At 51.3% G+C, this 21,270-nt stretch carries 15 protein-coding genes and 2 pseudogenes; 7 read left to right on the top strand and 10 right to left on the bottom strand.

The genetic code is table 11. The features are described 5' to 3' along the window. Window positions 1–556: 556 nt before the first annotated feature. The 3 genes and pseudogenes from HALTADL_RS11615 to HALTADL_RS11620 all read right to left on the bottom strand — a co-directional run bounded on the left by HALTADL_RS11615 (window position 557) and on the right by HALTADL_RS11620 (window position 2,568). Window positions 557–1,068: pseudogene (locus HALTADL_RS11615) on the bottom strand (hypothetical protein). Further along, window positions 1,069–1,224: a hypothetical protein gene (locus HALTADL_RS17405; RefSeq protein ID WP_162551635.1), complete on the bottom strand. Its 156-nt coding sequence runs from the start codon at window positions 1,222–1,224 to the stop codon at window positions 1,069–1,071. Window positions 1,225–1,230: 6 nt separating this feature from the next. Beyond that, window positions 1,231–2,568: an ISH6-like element ISHla10 family transposase gene (locus tag HALTADL_RS11620; RefSeq protein ID WP_012659191.1), complete on the bottom strand. Its 1,338-nt coding sequence runs from the start codon at window positions 2,566–2,568 to the stop codon at window positions 1,231–1,233. 414 nt (window positions 2,569–2,982) lie between these two features. On the opposite strand from HALTADL_RS11620, the gene HALTADL_RS11630 reads away from it, so the two are divergent. Beyond that, on the top strand, window positions 2,983–4,299 hold the full coding sequence (locus tag HALTADL_RS11630; protein ID WP_089673776.1) for an RNA-guided endonuclease InsQ/TnpB family protein: 1,317 nt from the start codon (window positions 2,983–2,985) through the stop codon (window positions 4,297–4,299). Between the two features lie 122 nt (window positions 4,300–4,421). Here HALTADL_RS11630 and HALTADL_RS11635 read toward each other — a convergent pair whose 3' ends face one another. Together HALTADL_RS11635 and HALTADL_RS11640 are read right to left on the bottom strand one after the other, a co-directional pair. Beyond that, window positions 4,422–4,889 carry a hypothetical protein gene (locus HALTADL_RS11635; protein WP_177171965.1) on the bottom strand — a complete coding sequence of 156 codons (468 nt, stop codon included), beginning with the start codon at window positions 4,887–4,889 and terminating at the stop codon, window positions 4,422–4,424. Beyond that, a complete protein-coding gene (locus tag HALTADL_RS11640) occupies window positions 4,882–5,166 on the bottom strand; it encodes an AbrB/MazE/SpoVT family DNA-binding domain-containing protein (protein WP_089673775.1) in 285 nt (94 codons plus the stop codon). Before HALTADL_RS11640 ends, HALTADL_RS11635 begins: the two co-directional genes overlap by 8 nt. A 159-nt stretch (window positions 5,167–5,325) precedes the next feature. On the opposite strand from HALTADL_RS11640, the pseudogene HALTADL_RS17800 reads away from it, so the two are divergent. Next, window positions 5,326–5,428: pseudogene (locus tag HALTADL_RS17800) on the top strand (type II toxin-antitoxin system PemK/MazF family toxin); the annotation flags it as partial. A gap of 489 nt (window positions 5,429–5,917) precedes the next feature. Here HALTADL_RS17800 and HALTADL_RS17415 read toward each other — a convergent pair. Beyond that, a complete protein-coding gene (locus HALTADL_RS17415) occupies window positions 5,918–6,964 on the bottom strand; it encodes a DUF6166 domain-containing protein (protein ID WP_143054193.1) in 1,047 nt (348 codons plus the stop codon). A 526-nt stretch (window positions 6,965–7,490) separates the two neighbouring features. On the opposite strand from HALTADL_RS17415, the gene HALTADL_RS11660 reads away from it, so the two are divergent. Then, on the top strand, window positions 7,491–8,417 hold the full coding sequence (locus HALTADL_RS11660) for a hypothetical protein (RefSeq protein WP_143054192.1): 927 nt from the start codon (window positions 7,491–7,493) through the stop codon (window positions 8,415–8,417). Next, window positions 8,410–10,878 carry an ATP-binding protein gene (locus tag HALTADL_RS17420; RefSeq protein ID WP_143054191.1) on the top strand — a complete coding sequence of 823 codons (2,469 nt, stop codon included), beginning with the start codon at window positions 8,410–8,412 and terminating at the stop codon, window positions 10,876–10,878. Before HALTADL_RS11660 ends, HALTADL_RS17420 begins: the two co-directional genes overlap by 8 nt. An 87-nt stretch (window positions 10,879–10,965) precedes the next feature. Here the strand turns inward: HALTADL_RS17420 and HALTADL_RS11670 are convergent, their stop codons facing one another. After that, window positions 10,966–11,340, bottom strand: coding sequence for a type II toxin-antitoxin system VapC family toxin (locus tag HALTADL_RS11670; RefSeq protein ID WP_089673771.1), 375 nt, complete (start codon window positions 11,338–11,340; stop codon window positions 10,966–10,968). Next, a complete protein-coding gene (locus HALTADL_RS11675) occupies window positions 11,341–11,571 on the bottom strand; it encodes an AbrB/MazE/SpoVT family DNA-binding domain-containing protein (protein WP_089673770.1) in 231 nt (76 codons plus the stop codon). It abuts the gene before it with no gap. Window positions 11,572–12,437: 866 nt separating this feature from the next. On the opposite strand from HALTADL_RS11675, the gene HALTADL_RS11680 reads away from it, so the two are divergent. After that, complete coding sequence (locus HALTADL_RS11680) at window positions 12,438–13,646, top strand: orc1/cdc6 family replication initiation protein (RefSeq protein WP_089673769.1); 1,209 nt, start codon at window positions 12,438–12,440, stop codon at window positions 13,644–13,646. 597 nt (window positions 13,647–14,243) lie between these two features. Here the strand turns inward: HALTADL_RS11680 and glmS are convergent. Then, window positions 14,244–16,040, bottom strand: coding sequence for a glutamine--fructose-6-phosphate transaminase (isomerizing) (gene glmS, locus HALTADL_RS11685; protein ID WP_089673768.1), 1,797 nt, complete (start codon window positions 16,038–16,040; stop codon window positions 14,244–14,246). After that, on the bottom strand, window positions 16,040–17,260 hold the full coding sequence (locus HALTADL_RS11690; protein ID WP_089673767.1) for a sugar phosphate nucleotidyltransferase: 1,221 nt from the start codon (window positions 17,258–17,260) through the stop codon (window positions 16,040–16,042). The genes glmS and HALTADL_RS11690 overlap by 1 nt, the downstream gene beginning before the upstream one ends. A gap of 200 nt (window positions 17,261–17,460) precedes the next feature. Here HALTADL_RS11690 and HALTADL_RS11695 point away from each other — a divergent pair, with 200 nt between their 5' ends. Together HALTADL_RS11695 and HALTADL_RS11705 are read left to right on the top strand one after the other, a co-directional pair. Next, window positions 17,461–19,257 carry an ABC transporter ATP-binding protein gene (locus tag HALTADL_RS11695; RefSeq protein WP_177171964.1) on the top strand — a complete coding sequence of 599 codons (1,797 nt, stop codon included), beginning with the start codon at window positions 17,461–17,463 and terminating at the stop codon, window positions 19,255–19,257. A 632-nt stretch (window positions 19,258–19,889) separates the two neighbouring features. Then, complete coding sequence (locus HALTADL_RS11705; RefSeq protein ID WP_012659191.1) at window positions 19,890–21,227, top strand: ISH6-like element ISHla10 family transposase; 1,338 nt, start codon at window positions 19,890–19,892, stop codon at window positions 21,225–21,227. Window positions 21,228–21,270: the final 43 nt, after the last annotated feature.

Genomic DNA, 21,270 nt, shown 5'->3' on the forward strand with positions numbered 1-21,270 from the left:
TGTGCGTCTCGAGAGATGTGTGTAGTGTGTCGAGATCCGTTGGTGTGGCACACAACTCATCGTGCGACATCACCTAGTAGCCGCTGGCACACTGTGGTGTCGACAGATGGTGGGTCGGCGAGCAGTGGCGAGACAAACTGTCGGAGCGAATCTCTATTGGACAGGTTTGCTGACAAAGGTGTCAGGAGCTGATACAGCGTCTGTCACGGCCGTTTATGATTTTGGATGATGAGTCAATATCACCGATGGTTGGCCACCAAAACGGAAGATTGTGTACGGCAATGGCCAAGTTCCATATGCAAGATTCCCATTCGAAAGGCACCATTGTCGACGACCTCGCCGAGCATCTCGAGTCGACGTGGTCACTCCTCACCAAGTATCGGATCCGCGCTTGATAGTGATTGTTCGAGCGAACTTGGCTGATGAATGTCGATCGAAAGATGAATTCGGAACTGTGTCATCAATTTGTTTCGCTTACTCCACCGATTTGATTTATTGGTGAGTGACAGGTCTTTGGTGGGTGAAGAAATCAAGAAAGGCCACACCCCTATTGCTGTTACGAACTATCAAGTAGCGATCGAGCCCGTTGGACGTAGCTATTTTCGTTCCAACTTCGAGCACTGCTCATTTTTTCGAGGAGAGCGAGGGCTTGGCCAGCTGTCAGCCGTTCTGTTCGGACAAACACCGAGAGTACGTTGGCGTTGTTACAAGCCGTATATTGGCGAGTGAGGCATGAATTAAACCAACATTATTGAATTCGTCACACAGAAACAGTTCAGCATCGATTTCGTTAGCGAGTGTCACTGCAGCGTTCTCACCATCGTCAAGCGGGAACTCGGCGTCGAGATCGACTGACTGTATCGTCAACTCAGCGGTTCGATCACAGACTACGGTTGCGGTCCGACCATGGATGTCATTGTATGAGGCGATTTCTTGGAGTTCCTCAATCACTGCTGTTGGTACAAAAACATCGTAGACGGCTAGACACAGAGAGAGTGGATCAGGGTTGGTACCGTCAGTGATGCCGAGACTAACAAGCCCAGAGATATCTGCAACCAGTTTCGTCATTTATATCTCGGCGATGTCGTCAACGAAGCCGTCGTCCAGCTGCTGTTTCAATACACGGAGGTTGGCAGCCTCTTGTGCGCCGACCAGTGACTTGAGTTGCTCATAGGTAATTTCATCGTCGTAGTAGGCTGCGGCAATTTCTTGGTCGTGTTGCAAAGCGGTCTAGACTTTGCCGCTGGTACTCTCAATTGAGAGGTCACAGTTGATGGCTGTTTTGGTCGAACGTTGGAGCAGTTCGTCGAGGAACGCTTGGTAGTACTCGGGGTCGGCGTACTTCACCAACCGAAGTTGGAGTATCGCTTCCAATCCCTCTGCTGTCCAGCGCATCCACTGGTTCTTGCACCGCTTGCTGACCTCGCCCATCAGTCGTTCGACGGGGTTCGAGGTCCACGGAACCTCGAACCCCTCGACAGCGTGCTCGGCGAACGTCACAATCGACGGCAGCCACCGCCGAAGATACCCTGCAGCCTTTGCTGACCCGAACTGCTCCAGTTGCCACGCTGTCTTCTCTAATCGCTCTCTCGTTCGCGCGATCCGCGAGCGGATCGCCGCGAACTCCTCCGCTGGACGATGCTTCGCCACAGAGTTCTTCAGATGGAACACCTCGTCGATCACCTCCGAAACGATCTCCTTCCGACGGTCCAAGGAGAAGACGCCATCGTCCCAGAGGGTGTAACCCAGCGTTCGGCCGACGTGGACGAGATCGAGCTGGTGGTCACGGTTTTCGTCGGTAAAGGCTGTGACGATGCCGCTATCAGCGTCACTGACGACCGTCGCGTCGTCAGTGACTGCGCCGATATCATCGAGTTCGGCGGCAGTTTCGTCCCAGTCAGCGTTGACCGACAGATCCAGCAGGGAGCGTGACTCTTCGGCGGTGTCTTCGCCGAGCGTTGCTTGGACGGAGTGGGACGAGCGGTCGTCGTCTTGGCTGTGGCACTTTGTCCCGTCAGGAATGACGGCGTCAGCGTCTGTGCCAGCGACACAGTCTGGAAGGAACTGTTTGAGCTTGTGGCCGTATTTCTTGGCACGGCGGTTGATGGTGGTCGGCGACGGCATCGAGACGAAGCTGTCGCCGTGATTGGCAGCGTCTCGATAGCTGAGCGAGGTAGCGAGATCGACGCTTTTGGCGGCGATGTCCTGCTGATAGCGGTTCTGCCCGTCGAAGTCGAGAACGTCTTCGACGGGCCGGAAGTAGCTGGATTCGTCTGGGGAAGCGGCTGTATCTTCGACGTAGTGGAGAGAGAACTCGTGTTCTCCGGCAGTTGTGACAGCTGTGCGGGTGTCGGTGCCGGCGCGTTGGAAGCGCTGGTCACCGTTGCCATGTGCGTGTTTCTCACCACAGAGCGCCTCGACGCTGGCGGCGTCGAGGCTCTCGACCAGCGATTCGAGAAGGACTGCTTCGAGGTTCTGGTCAGTGACGGCCTCGGCAAGCGTGGCGAGCGGTAGCGTTTTGTCGTCGTCGATACTCAGTTCGAACCGCACGTCGATTGTGGCGTGCATGGGGTACCTCGGTTTGGACACCAGAGGCAACCCCGCCTTCACGGGAGTCAGTTACTACTGAACTCTAGAGGACTTTGCGACACGACCAATTTCTTGGGTGAGTGTATCATCGTGAACTGCGTCCTGGAGATATTCACGAAGTGCAGTCACGAGAATGTCTGTTCGGTCTTCACCTAACACTGCTGCGAGTGCATCAGTTCGGTTGATAAGCCGGTTCGGGGCCCGGAACTGGACCCGTTTCTTGTCGGAACTCATTATAGATATTCAAGAAGAATACCTGCGGCTTTAGCCGCAGGATGAATCCGACAATCCTCTACACCAACTACCTCCCGATTGCCCGGCTAGATATTCCACGTTCTAATCCAAACTTTTGCTACAGAACGCTACATAACTGGTTATGGAGTCGTTTCACGAATGCACATCCATCGAACATATCGGGCGAAAATCCGTAACTACTCACAAGTGGAGCGGATGCTCGACCTGCATGGATGGAGTGCATCGAAACTGTGGAACGTTGCAAACTATCACTCCCGAGAAGTGTGGGAGGACACGGGCGAGATCCCCGACGATTCGGACTTGAAACGTGAGTTGAAAGGTCATGACAACTACAAGGGACTGCACAGTCAGTCCAGTCAGCGCGTTCTGGAAGAACTTGCTGAAGCCTTCAACTCGTGGTACGGAAAACGCAAGAACGATTCTCGTGCCAATCCGCCCGGCTACCGCAAACGAAACTACTACGACAACGACGGCAACCGCGTCCACGAAGAACACCCTCGAAGCACGGTGACGTGGAAGCAGAAAGGCATCCGTCACGACACCAAACACAACCGTGTCCGCCTCTCGAAAGGCGCGAATCACAAAGACCATCCGCGAGACTGGGACTACATCCTCGTTAAATACGAGGCTCGTCCCGAGGTCACGGTTGAAAATGTTCAACAAGTCAGAGCTGTTTACAATAAGTCGAAGGGGCAATGGGAACTCCACCTCGTGTGTAAGCACGAAATTGAGACTCCAGACGCTCCCGGTGACGAGACAGCAGGCGTTGACCTCGGTATTTGTAACTTCGCAGCGGTCGCATACAGCACCGAGGAAGCCGACTTGTACCCCGGAAACCGATTGAAACAGGACGGGTACTACTTCCCGAAGGAGATCGCTAAGTGCGACGACTCAGGAGGTTCTGAGGCCACTCGATTACATCACAAATGGTCGGAACGTCGAACACACTTTTTCCACTCATTAGCGAAGCACATCGTTGAGAAGTGTATCGAACGTGAAGTGGGTCGTATCAACGTCGGGGAACTCGCGGGTGTTCGAGAGAATGAGAACGGTAAGTCGAAGAACTGGGGTCGTCACGGCAACCTTGACTTGCACGGCTGGGCGTTCGACCGCTTCACATCGATTCTCACGTACAAAGCGAAGGTTGAGGGTATCGAAGTGGTAGAAGTCTCAGAGCGCGACACGAGCAAGACGTGTTGTGTGTGCGGTAGAGAAGACGACAGTCAGCGTGTGGAACGCGGGTTGTACGTGTGTGAGTCGTGTGATGCGGCGTTCAACGCTGATGTGAACGGGGCGGAAAACATCCGTCTCGACTTGAATCAAAGTAACTCCGAGTCTCCACCTGGTTTTGGTGGAAATAGGTGTACCGGCTGGTTGGCACAGCCCGGAGTCTATCTTCATGACTTGTCCCACGGATTCTCACCGAGGGATCAAGTGGTAGACTGCAAACCCTAATATCTCAACGCTCGGGATTCCCGCGTCTTCAAGTGCGGGAGGATGCCAAGTGTACAATGTGAGCCTATCTTGTTTGTCAGTAGTTGGTAATACGGTTTCTTTATTCAGAGTGAGGTGCGGAATTAGTTTCCAAGAAATCTGTTCAGTTCGCTAAATTCGTCGGCTGAGAGAATGACCTCGGTCTCGAACGTATCAAATCGTTCGAAATCGTCGTCAATCGTCAATACGGTGTCCACCCCTTGGTCTATCGCTACCTGAGCATAGTACCCGTCCCATCCACCAACGTTTGCTTCACTTGCTTGAGAAAACCCGCTCCGAACTACGTTCTCGGGCATCCCGTCGTACCAATGAATTTGTTTCGCATCCATGAAATTCTGGAGCAGCCGAGATGCGTCTGCATTTGAATGTCCGTAGTACGTCGTCAGGACGGTGTGTGCTCCAAATAACGCAGGATACGGAACAACGGCATCTATGTCGCCAGTGATGGCATCTCGGATGTACGAGAGCGCAGAATCACGGACTGGAGCCGCTGTGTGTGCGAGGGCTATCACACCGACATCGAAAAGATACGATCTATCAGCGTCACTCATCGCTGTTTTCCTCTGCCCCTCTTCGAACCGCGTCTCTGTGCTTCTGGGCAATGGGGTCAGCCCCTTCGCCAATCGGCATCGTCTCCTCTCGCTCGGAAGACGTTTCGGCGATGAGTCGATTCATGCGTTCGATAATTTTTTCGGGATTGTCTTCAGGTTTTACGACTGCTTTCCCGTCTTCTTCGTGGATCGCTACTTCTGTACCGGGAGTAATACCGAGACCTTCTCGCACCTTCTTCGGGAGGACGATTCGCCCTTTTGAATCCACTTTGGTCATATTCCCACTTAGAGTGGGATTGAGTATAATCGTTTGGGTCAGAACACTGCTTCCACCTCTCAGAGTGAGTAAAGAAACCGTATTACCAACTACTGGTATGAAAAAGGAACGCTCGTTGTCGATCAATTCGGTGAGGTCTCCGATGAGGGTGATTCCTCGATGGGCATCTATCGCGGTGATCTCGTGCTCGTCGGACTTGATCCCACACAAGGTTCCGAACAGCGGGGCTCGCGCCCGTGTCTTGTTCGAAAACGACGTAGGCATTGGGCGCCCTTCGGGAGGGCTTAGTTGCCGTTCGAAGCTAGATTTGAAACATATCCGTCGACCATGCGTGATTGAATCTAGGATCGGTTCCGACCGATTGGATGGCTGAGGTGGATATTGCGCTTGAATACTGTCTCGGACTCGTTTTAGGTTCAGTTCAAGAATGTAGACACGACACCGTTGTTCAAACCCGAACATATGGTCGCAGTCGACTCTTCGATGCTCCCCTATTGAGCTGGATGAAGACGCAGAGACCGAAGACGGTGCAGACCGGCCTCTTGACGAACTCTTCTAGTCTTCTGACTAACATCAAATTATTATCTATTAGGGGTAGTTTTGAGAACATCGTGGAGTATTGTGCGACTGCTCGCCGAACTAAGTAGTTGTCTTCTCGACAAATCAGAGTAACTGTGACTTTGGGAGAGACTGCATTCAGCCGTACTACTGCCTGAAACTGTATTCTTCTATGGATTTTAATAGAGCCAAATCAATTAGTGTTTGTTAATATCCAACTCAAGAGTTGATCTTCTGAGAGCGTCCATCCGCCGTCATCGTTCTCATCGGCGATCTTGTGGACTTGGCCATTAAGTTTTTGGTTGAATTTGATAGCTGTATCCCGATCAAAGGCGTCGGCTAATATTGCAGTTGCTAATTGCTTAGGGCCAGCACCGGAATAACCAGAGATCATGTTGCCTCTCAATGATGGGTTTGAAACATTACGTTGTGAATGTAGGAATCCATTATCTACCGTAATAAATTCCTTACCGTCGACTGTTTTACTCTCATATGTCCGTGTGAAATATTCATACTCGGGGCTGGTTTCTTGTGGAGGTTGACCCTCAAGTTTTTCTTTTGCTGTACTAATGCGACGGTATTGAGATGATTCCGATTTGTCTCGAATGTGACTCCAGTATGGCACTGGTACGTCCATAATTGAACACATCCAATAGTCAAGGGTTTCTGTCGGTGACAAGCCAGACTGAATTAGATGTTGGATTGTCTGTACGACGGCCCATTGCCCATCATACCAGTGTGGTGGCTTCATAATTATCCAGCATGGTGCTGTTCCCTCTGGATGATCAATTTGGAGCGAATCGAGAATTTTATTGACAGTAATGACGTGGGCGGTGAGCGTTGTGTGTGTTACTTTGCATACCTCTTGTAAACTCTCTGCGATTACTTCTTGCCGGTCATGCAAAATATAGTGGTCTGGCGTCTCTGCGATAACTTCTACATCAGATGTATGATACCCAGACCGTGCACCTCCAATAATTGTCCGAAGATTTGAGACTAGTGTCTTTTGAATTGTTATGAGTTGTTTTGCTAAGTGATGAAATTCGATACGTTCTATTTCATCTACATTATTGCCTGTAACATCATTAACCGTTATTGGCGGATTTAAATAGGGTTCAATTTCGTTTGAGGCCACAAAAACATCTACGTTTGAATCAAAATCAACAGATGTCTCTCTTTCTGTTTTGATTATTTTTCTTATGGCACTACTTATAGCCTGTTTCATAATTGTAGTGCTCATTGGTAGATCTGAGATTTCATTTAGATCATGCATAACGTGTTACTGAGTCTCCTATCTGCATTCATCAATGCTTCGGAGCCTTCGGTCAAAGTCATATGAACTGCAATCCAATCAAAATTAAATAAAATGGATTTGATAGAAAGATTTATAACAATGTAAGAAACTCATCTTAGGTATTCAACATGGTTTATCAAACTAACTTGCTTCTGGCAGATGAACTTATAGAGTCGGCACTGAGACCACGCCTACCAGATATTGTTGTAGATTTACTACTTTGGTTTATGGCTATGCTGTTTCAGTATGATCTTATATTCCTCATAGGAGCAATGGTGGTTGTGACGATATTGTTTATATTGTTTGTTTCAGGCTTCCGACAGTTATTAAAAATCATAAAAGATGAACATGTTAGAACTGAATTCTCGACCGCTTTTGAACGAGCGTGGCGATGGGTGCCATTCACCCAGACAACAGTCAAGGAATACACAGAGATAGAGTGCACGTTTGATGAAATTGAGGAGGAACTTCGATGAGACCAATTACAAAACCCCTAGAAGAACTGGATGGACAGCTCAAAGACAGATCAGTGTACATTGTTCCAGTTGATGGATTTAGAACTGACTCTACAGCGCTCACCCACTTGCTTACTCACTCTACGCATCATTGCTTACAGAATGTATATAATAAGAGGGCGTCAATGCAACTATTTCTCACAAATATTCAGAGCGGTCCCATAATCGCATTCACGGGTCAATCTGGATATGCAGACCAGCCGCATCTCGAAATCAATGATATCCCCGATCTTAATACAATCTATCTTCCTGATTGGAATCCCCTGAGTGCTTTTTTAAATGCTCACGTGGATAAGCAAATGGACGGTTATGCGTTGTGTGGTAAACTCCCAAAAGCTCCAATCGGAACTCTCACAGAAACTAATCGTCTACCCAACACACCATCTCGGACAGTACTTGATGAACTCATCGAACTAATCGGTACATCTCCATACAACCATCTGATTGTGTTGACTATCCGTCCAAAACTTATCGGTGAATCTGACGAAGAGCAAGCACAAGACAACAGTATTATCCAGCAAAAGATCGATGACGCCACCAACTGGTTTCGTGATAAGAGTGAGGCGAATATCGATCAGGAAGACCGCGTGTATTATGTTGAACCTACCGAGCTTATTGCGTACTCAGAACAACAAAGCCGCCCATCTAAACCACTCATTGACGGGTTGACCGATTTATCAACATCTGACCATAAATATAAATGTGAACAAGTCGGGACTGAACTCGCCGCAGATAAAATAGCCTACGCAAGTACAGACATCAAACGTCACCTGCCAAAGCATCTGTTCTACAGGACCGACGGCAAAAAGCGGACATTGGATCTGCTTGAACAAGATATGGATAACATCCTACAGCGGCGAAAGCACTCTGATTCTGATGTATAATTCCACAGAACTCCCTAACGCTAGTTCGCTGCGGCAGAATCATCCCCCAAAACATGTACTTACCACCGATACTTCCGGTGGGATTCCGATTGGGCTGTTGTATGAATCGGCTACTCAGCCCTCAGAGAAGCCGCTTGTCATTCCTCCCTCACAACGGAGACGACATATTGCCCATATAAGTCGCTCGGGGGCCGGAAAGACAACCACTTGCCAGATAGCCGCTCTGAGCGCAGCCAAAAATAATAGTGGCCTGACATTTATTGTTGATCCAAAGGGCGGGTTTGCAACAGAATTTCTCCCTATGTGCTACCATTCTGACATAAATCTTGAGGACATAACTGTTATCGAAGCAGTAGAAGCACTTCCGAGACTTCCGTTATTTACACTTACACCTTATCTTGATAATCCTGAAATCGATATTAGCAGAGAACGGCTTATCGAAATTGTTGTCGACGCCGCGATGGGTGTATTTGAAGCGACGGCTTTCGACAAAAAAGGTTTTAATCAAGCATCTCAGTCATTAGATTTACTTCGTACAATAATCTCATCATTATTTAATTCTGGTCTAAATAGTTTTAATATTGAAGATCTAGTTTCTGAATTGAATAGTGTATCGGAAGGAACATATTCTGTATCTGTCTCTGATAGTCGGTACCAAACTGTTATAAACACGCTCGTCAATGAGTCAGCGAAAACACGAAAAGCACTCGCAAACGGGGCGATTCGTCGACTCACTCCGTTGCTTCGAAGCAGTCTCACTGCGGATGCGTTTGGAACTGCTTCAGAGTTGTTGGAGCAAATTGACTTCTATTCTTTAATGAATGATAATGTTGTAATGATATTTGATATGAGTGGGATCAGTAGTGTGCGGCGTGAGCAACTTGGCCGTGCCGTGGTTTCACAGTTCTTTGTCGCTGGGCGACTCCGCCAGCGGTCGACTCGTGATATTCACCCACTTGCGTCTTTATTTCTTGATGAGGCACACGTTTTTTCAGATAGCCAAATACTACTTGACATTATGGCAGAAGGGCGTGAATTTAATGTAGGGCTGTACTTAATGAGTCAGCTTCTGTCTCAATTTAGTGATCGCTCAATTGAGAGCCTGTCAGGTAATATCGGCACCTTCGTTTGCGGCCCGTCTGATGCACTTGCAGCCCAAGCCGCCGTCGATCATAAATATAGCCAAACCGATGCCAAGCGGATTCTCGGCGAAGTACCGGTTGGTGACTGGCTAGTGAGTATGACCGCTCCAAGAGGTCATATGCCATTCGATCCGTTCGTTGTCGGGGCACTGCCACTCCCGAAGGGCCATCCAGATAGTGAGATCGAACTCACAGACGCCGAACAAGCGAGTTGTGCTGAAGCCATTCGTGATGTCTACGAGCGTTCTCGTAGCCGACCTGATGTGGTGACCGCCTCCGAGAGTACGACGTCGACCGAATTTAGCGACCAGGAGATCGCCCGCGGACTCAGACACACACTCTGGACCGCATCGTTGCCTGACGGCATCGAGTACGACAGCCAGACCGATACAGTTCACTGTCCGTCGACGGACGAAACATTCGCTCCAACCTTCGAAGGCGTCTGTGATGCAGTTCGTACAGTTCGCAGAGACTCCTCGCTTGAGGACGTCGACTTGCCCATCACAGAGATCGGTTTGCAGATCGACCCTTGGGACGTCAAGACTGCACCCATCTCGCTTCGACAGCTCATGTTTTTGCGGCTGATTGAGAAGGCCCAACGCCGAGCAATTGATTCACGGGCCTGGGATATCGTTACCCAGACAATGCGACCCTTGCGCGATGAGGTGGGTTGTACGAGTGCCGATGAAGCTGAACTCAAAGAGATGGGTCTAATTAGTCTCCAAGACGAATTACGGGGGAAGTACTATCATCTGACCGATGACGGACGAGGGTTGTTGCGAGACCTCCGTAATGGTGCGGATCCACCCGAGCCCAAGTATGGGGATGCCAACGAGTCGGCCGCCCACATCAAGGGCATCGAAATTGCAGCTCGGGCATTAGGCGAACTCGCCCAGCGACCCTCGTCGCCTGTTCATCGCGTCGAGCGGTACTGGAGTCCCCCGGATGAGCGGACACGGCTCGATCTCGTTGGGTTGGGTGTCGACGACAAGCCCGTGGTGACTGTTGAGGTCGAACGACCCACAAACGATCTGAATACCGGGGTGCCCGCCGACTACGATGCGATGGCCGACTGTGCGCCTGCAGCGGCCGTCTGGTTGGTAGCGAACCGTGCACTCGGACATCGTGTTGTGACGGCGCTTGTCGGCTCGTCGAAACACGAGGCACGGATTCCGCTCGATCCTGCCGAAATCAAAAGTTCGTCGACGCCACTTGATCGCTATTCGTTTAGTGCACCGGGGTGTACGGCGATTCGGACCTACTCGGCGGTTACGCCTGAGTTGTTTGATCAATTGATTGTTGAACGCACAGAGGAGTGATGGAGATAATCAGAGTCTTTTGAACTACTTGACTCCGATATAATACCTAGTGCGAGCACAGACCCACAGTTTCAGGCCTGAGAGGGGTCAATCTTCGATTACTGTCTTCAGGTCGATACGGGGAGCAAATCCCTCGTATGTGCCGTCACTGGAAACGATGGTGTCTCCGCCTGACTCAACTAGGTGCAGGGCGTCGAAGGGGGTGAATCCGTGGTCTTCTACGTACGTCGCCGCTGCAACGACTGTATCAACATCGCCACGAACTTCGACGAGATTGGCGGCGTTAGTGATGACTCGTTCTGTATCCTTGTCTTCTCGATATGCGACTAACAAGAGTTCGATGAGCGTGAATTGGGAGGTCCACAGTTTGTCACGGTGGGTTTGGTATACCGTTTCAGCAGCCTCCCCAAGCCAATCTTCATCCTTAATCAGTGCAAGAAGAAAATCAGTTTCTGCATACATTTAGTTTCCTGCCTCGTCCAATGCCGCCTCCCGTGCTTCCGAACGAAGGGCCTCAGCTGTCTTCTCTACGTCTGCGAACTCATCTCGGAGCGCATCAAGCGGATCTTCTGCGAGTGGAACTAACTTAATCCCATCGTGAATTTCGACGATATGATAACGGTCTCCATACTGCTCTCGCACCTTCTTCGGGAGCGTTAGACGGCCTCGTTCATCAAGTGTAACATCGGACATACCCAAAGATATGGTGGGTAGAAATAAGAATCTTCCCCAATTTTATCTATGCGCCCATTGGCTATGATGAATTACTATCCTGCTCGGCTTGACGGCCTCGCTGGGAGTGGGCCTTCTTGCTTCTCCCAGTTTGGTCGAGTGGTCGACGCATGATCTCACACATATGGAGTACCGCTGACTACGATTCGATGGTCGGCTGTGAGCCTGCAGATGCAGTTTGGTTGCCAACCGTGAACTGGATCACCGTGTTGTTGATGCACTTGTTGGGTCGACCTCAGTTAAATCGTGGATTTCGCTTGACCTGCGGAGGTTAAGAGTCAACGACGCCACTCGAACGGTATTCGTTTACTGCACCTAGCTGTACGGCTATAAGGACGTATTCGCAAGTTACTATAGAGCTGTTTGATGAGTTGATCGTTAAGGGTGAGAAGGATTGAATTCAGTTTAGACACCTATTTTTGAGACTCTAACCCACAATACCGGAACTTACACTCAAAAGACTATAGCTCAGACGTGTTACACGGGCACCCCACCATGTCGAGTGTTATCGCGAGTAGTGAGATGTCCCTAACATACCCCTCTCTCAGACCCCACTGCGTCGAATGTTTTCTATCGATCATATCGATTGGATTCTCGGCTAATGATGATTTTGTAATCTACTCATGTAGTCGACAGCATCGAGACACCCCACCGTGTCGAGTGTTTTCGGTGATTAAACCCTATTTTGAACTAAAATAAGCCAGTTTTAATTTGTGTGTTACCCCACTGTGTCGAGTGTTATTCTTGTGATCATCTGTTCCAAATAACACTTGACGCATTCGACACGGTGGTTTTATTAGACAATAGATATCAATTAGAGATACTCAATGACCACCTTTACCCGTGATACGGAGATTTTCTGCGATGAAGGGATGCTCCGGGAAGACTACCAACCGGAGTCAATCACTGCGCGTGAAGAAGAACTCAGTGCCTACAAGACTGCACTTCAGCCAGTCGTCAATGGTGCTCAGCCACGGAACATCTTCTTGTACGGAAAGACGGGTGTAGGAAAGACAGCCGTCTCACGGTACCTTCTTGATCAACTGAAACGAGACACAAAACAGTATGACGATATTGATCTCTCAGTTTATTGGCTTAATTGTACGAACCTCTCGTCTTCCTACCAGGTTGCTGTTAACCTAGTCAACACTATCCGACCTGCAGAAAATCGTATCAGTACGACAGGTTACCCACAACAACGCATCTTTGATATTCTCTATGAGGAACTTGATGCAATTGGTGGGACGATTTTACTCGTTCTTGATGAGATTGATCATATTGGTAGTAATGACGAAATCCTGTATGAACTGCCACGTGCTCGCTCAAACGGATATCTTGAATCTGCAAAGCCGGGGGTCATCGGTATCAGTAATGACTTTGGATTCCGTGATAACCTCTCACCGAAAGTCAAAGATACACTCTGTGAAGAAGACATCCACTTTCCACCATATGATGGTCCTGAACTTGAAGCGATTCTTCATCGACGTGCAGCTGGGGCGCTATACGATGATGCAGCTAAGCACGGTGTGATATCGCTTTGTGCTGCACTTGCTGCTCAGGATACAGGGAGTGCACGACAGGCATTAAATCTGCTTTACAAAGCAGGTGAGCTAGCGCGAGCTGCCGACGAATCAGAGATCACCGAAGACAATGTTCATAAAGCTCGTGAGGCACTTGAACAGAGTCAGATCGAACATGGGATGCGTGAACTGACACAGCATGGTCATTTGTCTCTGGTGGCAACACTTACGCTTGCACTAGAGGAAGAAACACCAGCCCGTGTCAGAGAAATTTATCCACGGTATCGAACCATTGCTGAACAGTCAGATATCGATCCCTTAGTTCGTCGACGAATGCATGACCATCTCGCAGACCTTGCAATGCTTGGCATTCTCAACCGGCAGTCTCGAAATGAGGGTCGTGCTGGTGGCCAGTACTACGAGTACGAATTCAATGTTGGGCTCAAACTTGTGTGTGAGGTTGTCGACACACTCGATGGTGTCGCGCTTTCACGTCGTATTGAGCAGCATCTGTGAGAGTTGATCCTGTTTTGTGGAGAACACTCGACACGGTGGGGTGTGGCTGTTCGATGCTATCTGCTGATGTGAAGTGAAACACTTGACACAGTGGGGTGTGTCTCTACCTCCGAAATTGTGCTTGCAGCTGCTCTACAGCTCTACAATAGCAGTAGTCTTGAATAGAGACATCTCATACCAAATGAGGTAGTGTTCTCAGCGTGTTCGTGTTTTTCTTGGAACACTCGACACAGTGGTGTGTGACTACTCACCCTTGTTGAGGTTGATGAGGAAAACCTCTGAGTGGTTGATGAATGACTACGTAAACTGCCTCGGGGTCAAGCCCCGTGGCATCCGCCTTGTAGTTCTGTGAAATTCACTCCTCACTCAGGATCGGGTGTGGAGATCCAAACTCCTCCGTCGACAAAATAGATTGAAGTTTGTTTGATTTTTCGGAATGAGAGAGCCGACAGACGTCGAAATTTTCAACGGCGTCGACTTCTACATTATGCAATAGTTCGCGGTTGTCCTTTCTGTTTCTGGAGACTATGTTATTGTTGATCTGACGATATTAATCTCAAACCCCTATAACGCTTCAATTTAGACTCTATTCGAAAACTATTCTACAGTGACGCTTTTTGCGAGATTCCGTGGTTTGTCGATCGGTCGACCCAGTGCATCGGCGAGATGATACGAGAACAACTGGAGCTGGACGTTCGCTAACACGGGGGCGGCGCGCTCCTCGGTTTCAGGGATCATGAGCGTCTCGTCGGCGATCTCGGCGGCATTGGATTTCCCATCCGTGACCGCAATTACTGGTGCGCCACGAGCCTGAACCTCCTTGATGTTTCCGAGTGTTTTCCGGGCCCGTTCGTCGTCACCAGTCACGACCGCGAATACCGGTGTGTCAGGAGTTACAAGTGCGAGTGGGCCATGCTTGAGCTCGCCCGCCGGGAACCCCTCAGCGTGTTCGTAGCTGATCTCCTTGCATTTGAGCGCGCCCTCCAGAGCGACCGCGACGTTCGTTCCCCGACCGATGAAGAAGTAGGCATCGCTACCGCCGTACTCCTCAACGAGTTCTTCGGCGGCCGAGGAGTCGAGAATCGACTGCACGTCGTCCGGCAGGTTCCGAAGTGACTCGATGAGGGGGCGGAGATCTCGCGGCCCGTCGACCAACTCCTCGGCGAGCAGATTACAGCCCACGAGCTGCGAGGAGAAGGTCTTGGTTGCGGCGACCCCGATTTCGGGTCCAGCGCGGATGTAGACCGCGTGATCACATTCGCGAGCGGCCGTCGAGTTGACCGTGTTGGTGAGTGCGAGCGTGTTGACACCGCGGCTTTTCGCGTCCCGGAGCGCAGCAAGCGTGTCAGCGGTCTCGCCGCTTTGGGTGATTCCGACCACGAGTGTGCCGAGAGTGAGCGGCGGCGGCGATAGTGCGTACTCGCTTGCGAGATACGCCTCTGCGGGAATGCCCATTTCTCGGAGGATGGCCGCTCCGTACAGCGCAGCGTGGTACGAAGTACCACAGGCAACGAACTGGACCGCATTTGGTTGCGGGATCTCGTCGATCTCCTCCAAGGTAACTGTCCCTGCGAGGGCGTCGCTTCGCCCGGAGAAACACTGTCGGAGCGCGGTGGGCTGTTCGTGAATTTCTTTGAGCATGTAGTGGTCGTACCCACTCTTGCCCGTGGCCTCGGCTGTGTAGGAGACAGTCTCGACGTCGACGTCGACCGGCTCACGATCCCCATCGAGGATCGTATACCCGGTTTTCGTGGCGATCACACGGTGGCCGTCTTCGAGGAAGACGACATCACGGGTGTGTTCGACGAAGGCCGGAACATCGCTCGCCAGATAGGTACAGTCGTCACCGACGCCAACGACGAGTGGCGAGCCTTGGCGGGCAGCGTAGATCGTTTCGCTACCGTCGATGATTGCGGCGATGGCGTAGCTCCCTTCGAGGCGGTCGACGGTGTTGTGGAAGGCGGTTTCGGGGTCGTCGCCGGCGTCCAATGCTTGGGCGATCAGATGCGGGACGACCTCGGTGTCGGTGTCGCTAGTGAAGGTGACACCTCCCTCTTGGAGTTCGGCTTTGAGCTCGGCGTAGTTCTCGATGATTCCGTTGTGTACGACCGCGACTCGCCCGGTTTCATCGGTGTGTGGGTGGGCGTTGCGGTCGTTTGGCGGGCCGTGGGTGCTCCAGCGAGTGTGGCCGATGCCGTAGGTGCCGGTTGGCTCGGTGGTCTCGACGACCTCGGCGAGTTCGTCGAGTTCTCCAGATTTGCGGAGTACTCTCATTGATGGGCCGAGTGCGATACCTGCCGAGTCGTACCCTCGGTATTCGAGGCTTCGGAGGCCCGCCATCAGTACGTCGACGGTACCATCACCACGGCCGATACAGCCGACGATGCCACACATTAGCGGACCACCTCACTGCCAGCGTTGATGTGGCCACGAATAATTACGCCTGCGCCAATGGTCGACCCGGGACCGATTAGTGCCCCCGGTTCGAGGGTCGCGCCGCCGCCGATGTCGACCCGATCAGCGATCACGCCACCGAGGTCGACGTTGCTGTAGACCTGCTCGTCTAAGACGACATCCGCTGGTCCACCGGCAGCGGTGAGTGCGGCACCGATCTCGCAGCCCTGTCCAGCGACGAGTTCGATGGCGGTGGTGTTGGAGCCGATGACGGTGTCAGTGTCGACGACGACATCGCTGACTACCGATCCGGAGCCAACTGTGGTGCTTGCACCGATAGCAGCGTACGGACCGACGACTGCGCCAGCCTCGATCACGGCGTCGCTGTCGACGACGACCGGGCCGACCAGCGTTGCATCGGGGTGGACGTGTGCCGACTCGGCGACGTAGATGTCAGTGTCGACGGTCGGTGCGTCGACCCAGCCACGACTCAGGAGCTCTCGTGAGAGCGACAGCAGATCCCACGGATGGGTGGCATCCATCCAGAAATGATCGGTGCGGACGCCACTGACGCTGTGGTTGTCGTCGGCGATCAACTGTTGGATAGCATCGGTCAGCGGAAGTTCGCCACGTTCGACGGACAGCGTCTCCAATGTCTCGAATATCTGCTCGGTGAAAGCGTACACCCCCGCGTTGAATAGCCGAAACTCGCCACTTGCTGGCTGTTCGATGAGTTCGGTGACTTCGCTTCCGTCGAGATGAACTGCACCGTAGTCGACGGCCTCCGGCCCTTCGACAACCGCCAGTGTTGCTGTCCCGTCGCCGTGAGCCTCACTGACGGCCTCGACGATCCGGTGGTCGATAATCTGATCGCCATTAACTAACAGGAAAGGTCCATCCGGCCCATCGCGCGCCTGAAGGAGAGCATGCCCACTGCCGAGTTGATTGGCCTGTGTGTGGTAGGTAATCGGAACGTCACGGTAGGTAGAGTCGAAATACGAACGAACTCGGTTAGCCTGATACCCCACGACGAGATGAATATCGTCGACACCGGCGTCGATCAGGGCGTTGAGAACGTGTTCAAGAATCGGGCGGGTTCCGGCCGGTAACATCGGCTTTGGCCGGTTTGCGGTCAGTGGACGAAGCCTGATACCCTCACCAGCGGCCAATACGACCGCAGAGGAGGGTCGACTGTCGTCGCTGACAGGACTGTTTGACATGCAGTGGCGTTTGTCTGTTTGGACTTAACGTTTGCTTAGAATGAGCACATGTTGTTTTTATATACTCGTTATATTTGGCCTGTTGGCTTGAAGGGGATATTGAACAATTACAAGTAATACATAATTGATGGCTGGTGTCACCTGCTCGTTTGCAAACAGCATCCTTATCTTCGTCACTATTGGATACCCAATAACTCATAATGTCTACAAACAATGAGACGCTCTCAACTCAAGAAAAAATTCGGGCACTCAAACGTGTTGGTCGCTATCGACCAAAGTTTGCTTTTATGCTCGTTGTGTTGGGTGGATTCGTCGCATTTCTTGAAGGAACCGGACTGAGCTTTATTTACCCGATTATTGAGACGGCTCAGACTAATGATCCAACTAATGTAAGCGGACCTGTGATGGAAGGATTCATTGGAACCTACCAATTCTTCGGAATCCCCTTTTCACTGGGATATTTGATTGTGGGTGTTGCGTTCGTAATGACCATTCGGTACACGATGTCGTTCCTCGTCCGATGGCTCGCTGTCATACTTGGGAAACAGTACGAGAAGCATCTTCGCACGAGGGCGTTTGAAGGTGCGCTTGATGCGGAAGTCCAATATTACGATGAGCAGGGAACTGACGATATTCTCAATGCTATTATCACAGAAACACGGTATTCGGGACGAGTAATTAAACAAGGGATTGCGATGTTGGAGACGTTATTTTTAGTTCTTATGTACATTGCTGTAATGTTTTATATCACTCCCTCAATGACACTTCTTGCGATGGTACTTCTTGGTGGAATCACCGTACTCCTTCGGGTTGTTATCGAACCAGCAGTAACCGTTGGGACCCGGGTTGCAGAGGCAAACGAGCTCGTCCAAGAGACCGTTCAAGCAGGAACACAGGGAATTCGTGATGTGAAACTGTTTGGACTCCGGTCAGAAGTGTTCTCTACGTTCTCTGAGTCTATCGATCAGTATACTAGTTCAGAAATAGATCTCACCCGGAACGAAATCGCGATCAAGAATTTCTTCGAACTCTCGGCAGCAATCACGATCTTTGTACTAATCTATGTCGGCTTCACGTTTACTGGACTCTCACTCGGCGAACTCGGAATCTTTCTTATTGCAATGTTCCAACTCGCACCAAAGGTAAGCGATCTCAACTCGAAAGTCTATCAAGTTGAAGGATATCTCTCTCATGCGCTTCGAACACAGACGTTTCTTGATCGGCTTGATAGACACGAAGAGCACAGCGGCGCTCGCTCAGTAACACACGTCTCTAGTATCGAATTTGATGGGGTCAAATTCGCGTACAATGAAGACGAACAGGTGCTTCGTGAACTTTCATTTACGGCTAACAAAGGAGATTTCATCGCATTTGTTGGCCAGTCTGGAGCTGGAAAGTCGACGATTGTCTCGCTGATCGCACGGATGTATGATCCCGATCAGGGAGAGATCCGTGCCGATGGCGTTCCAATTACGGAGTATAATCTCGAATCCTGGCGCAAGCGAATCGCTGTCGTGCGCCAACAGCCGTTTATTTTCACCGACTCCTTGGAAAACAACATCACGATTGGGAATCGAGAAGCGACGCGACAAGAAGTCGAAGATGTCTGTGAGATCGCAAAGGTTGACGAGTTCGTCGACGACCTCCCGAATGGCTACGAGTCGCAACTGGGTGATGATGGGATCCGATTATCAGGTGGACAGCGGCAACGTGTGGCGTTAGCGAGAGCACTGCTGAAAGATGCTGACTTCCTCGTGCTAGATGAGGCGACGAGTGATCTTGACTCAAGCCTGGAGAAAGAAGTACAAGCCGCGATTGAGTCAATGGACCGAGAGTATGGGATCATCGCGATTGCTCATCGGCTGTCGACGGTCAAGAATGCAGATCAGATCTATACGGTCGAAAAAGGCGAGATCATCGAATCCGGCACACATCAGGAGTTGCTTGCTGAAGAGGGCGATTATGCGGACCTGTACACGATCCAGTCGAAAGCATAGCATCTCGTCGTCCCACGATTGAACTCGTGGGCTCATCCGTAGACTTATAATCTGTCGACATCGCGTGGATGCAGTGTAGTCGCCGTTCCCGCTCACCGTACAGAGTTGAGGGCGAGATAACCGTTGTTCAGCCTATCGGGGCGTTTACCCGATGGGTAGCACTCTCTCCGATATTTTCGCCGTCGCAAAGTCTCATATTGACTGTGCTGCCGCCAGACATTGTCTGTCGATCCGATTCTGATCTCTATCCATTGAGTATCCACCGTTGTTACAAGTAAACTATCTCTCAGCAGTACGATTCGTACTGGACTGGTGTCCATACTTCGAGCAGGTCTGACTGATAAATGTAGGCGGAATTAGATTTTATTCTCGACATTTTCTTCGCTGATGTCTTCGTTGAGCAGCTCTGGGATAGCAGTATGAACCAAAGTTTAAGCAACCGATTTATATAAGGTAGTATTAGACGAGCAAAATAGGTCTGTGAGTGATTAGAATAACACCGGTTATTTAAATACATTCGAAGACGTGTAATTTGATAATTAATGGGTCGTGTCGCAAAGTCCTCTAGAGTTCAGTAGTAACTGACTCCCGTGAAGGCGGGGTTGCCTCTGGTGTCCAAACCGAGGTACCCCATGCACGCCACAATCGACGTGCGGTTCGAACTGAGTATCGACGACGACAAAACGCTACCGCTCGCCACGCTTGCCGAGGCCGTCACTGACCAGAACCTCGAAGCAGTCCTTCTCGAATCGCTGGTCGAGAGCCTCGACGCCGCCAGCGTCGAGGCGCTCTGTGGTGAGAAACACGCACATGGCAACGGTGACCAGCGCTTCCAACGCGCCGGCACCGACACCCGCACAGCTGTCACAACTGCCGGAGAACACGAGTTCTCTCTCCACTACGTCGAAGATACAGCCGCTTCCCCAGACGAATCCAGCTACTTCCGGCCCGTCGAAGACGTTCTCGACTTCGACGGGCAGAACCGCTATCAGCAGGACATCGCCGCCAAAAGCGTCGATCTCGCTACCTCGCTCAGCTATCGAGACGCTGCCAATCACGGCGACAGCTTCGTCTCGATGCCGTCGCCGACCACCATCAACCGCCGTGCCAAGAAATACGGCCACAAGCTCAAACAGTTCCTTCCAGACTGTGTCGCTGGCACAGACGCTGACGCCGTCATTCCTGACGGGACAAAGTGCCACAGCCAAGACGACGACCGCTCGTCCCACTCCGTCCAAGCAACGCTCGGCGAAGACACCGCCGAAGAGTCACGCTCCCTGCTGGATCTGTCGGTCAACGCTGACTGGGACGAAACTGCCGCCGAACTCGATGATATCGGCGCAGTCACTGACGACGCGACGGTCGTCAGTGACGCTGATAGCGGCATCGTCACAGCCTTTACCGACGAAAACCGTGACCACCAGCTCGATCTCGTCCACGTCGGCCGAACGCTGGGTTACACCCTCTGGGACGATGGCGTCTTCTCCTTGGACCGTCGGAAGGAGATCGTTTCGGAGGTGATCGACGAGGTGTTCCATCTGAAGAACTCTGTGGCGAAGCATCGTCCAGCGGAGGAGTTCGCGGCGATCCGCTCGCGGATCGCGCGAACGAGAGAGCGATTAGAGAAGACAGCGTGGCAACTGGAGCAGTTCGGGTCAGCAAAGGCTGCAGGGTATCTTCGGCGGTGGCTGCCGTCGATTGTGACGTTCGCCGAGCACGCTGTCGAGGGGTTCGAGGTTCCGTGGACCTCGAACCCCGTCGAACGACTGATGGGCGAGGTCAGCAAGCGGTGCAAGAACCAGTGGATGCGCTGGACAGCAGAGGGATTGGAAGCGATACTCCAACTTCGGTTGGTGAAGTACGCCGACCCCGAGTACTACCAAGCGTTCCTCGACGAACTGCTCCAACGTTCGACCAAAACAGCAATCAACTGTGACCTCTCAATTGAGAGTACCAGCGGCAAAGTCTAGACCGCTTTGCAACACGACCAATATATTTGTTACCCTCTCAATC

Origin of the sequence: Halohasta litchfieldiae, from assembly GCF_002788215.1 — an archaeon.
In the GTDB taxonomy this organism is placed as follows: domain Archaea; phylum Halobacteriota; class Halobacteria; order Halobacteriales; family Haloferacaceae; genus Halohasta; species Halohasta litchfieldiae.

Bases quoted from the DNA above. Each gene is read 5' to 3' on its own strand.
- HALTADL_RS11630 (WP_089673776.1), top strand. From the start codon at position 2,983: ATGCACATCCATCGAACATATCGGGCGAAAATCCGTAACTACTCACAA.
- HALTADL_RS11675 (WP_089673770.1), bottom strand. From the start codon at position 11,571: ATGTCCGATGTTACACTTGATGAACGAGGCCGTCTAACGCTCCCGAAG.
- HALTADL_RS11690 (WP_089673767.1), bottom strand. From the start codon at position 17,260: ATGTCAAACAGTCCTGTCAGCGACGACAGTCGACCCTCCTCTGCGGTC.
- HALTADL_RS11640 (WP_089673775.1), bottom strand. From the start codon at position 5,166: ATGACCAAAGTGGATTCAAAAGGGCGAATCGTCCTCCCGAAGAAGGTG.
- HALTADL_RS11670 (WP_089673771.1), bottom strand. From the start codon at position 11,340: ATGTATGCAGAAACTGATTTTCTTCTTGCACTGATTAAGGATGAAGAT.
- HALTADL_RS11695 (WP_177171964.1), top strand. From the start codon at position 17,461: ATGTCTACAAACAATGAGACGCTCTCAACTCAAGAAAAAATTCGGGCA.
- HALTADL_RS11680 (WP_089673769.1), top strand. From the start codon at position 12,438: ATGACCACCTTTACCCGTGATACGGAGATTTTCTGCGATGAAGGGATG.
- HALTADL_RS11705 (WP_012659191.1), top strand. From the start codon at position 19,890: ATGCACGCCACAATCGACGTGCGGTTCGAACTGAGTATCGACGACGAC.
- HALTADL_RS17415 (WP_143054193.1), bottom strand. From the start codon at position 6,964: ATGAGCACTACAATTATGAAACAGGCTATAAGTAGTGCCATAAGAAAA.
- HALTADL_RS11660 (WP_143054192.1), top strand. From the start codon at position 7,491: ATGAGACCAATTACAAAACCCCTAGAAGAACTGGATGGACAGCTCAAA.
- glmS (WP_089673768.1), bottom strand. From the start codon at position 16,040: ATGTGTGGCATCGTCGGCTGTATCGGCCGTGGTGATGGTACCGTCGAC.
- HALTADL_RS11620 (WP_012659191.1), bottom strand. From the start codon at position 2,568: ATGCACGCCACAATCGACGTGCGGTTCGAACTGAGTATCGACGACGAC.
- HALTADL_RS17420 (WP_143054191.1), top strand. From the start codon at position 8,410: ATGTATAATTCCACAGAACTCCCTAACGCTAGTTCGCTGCGGCAGAAT.
- HALTADL_RS11635 (WP_177171965.1), bottom strand. From the start codon at position 4,889: ATGAGTGACGCTGATAGATCGTATCTTTTCGATGTCGGTGTGATAGCC.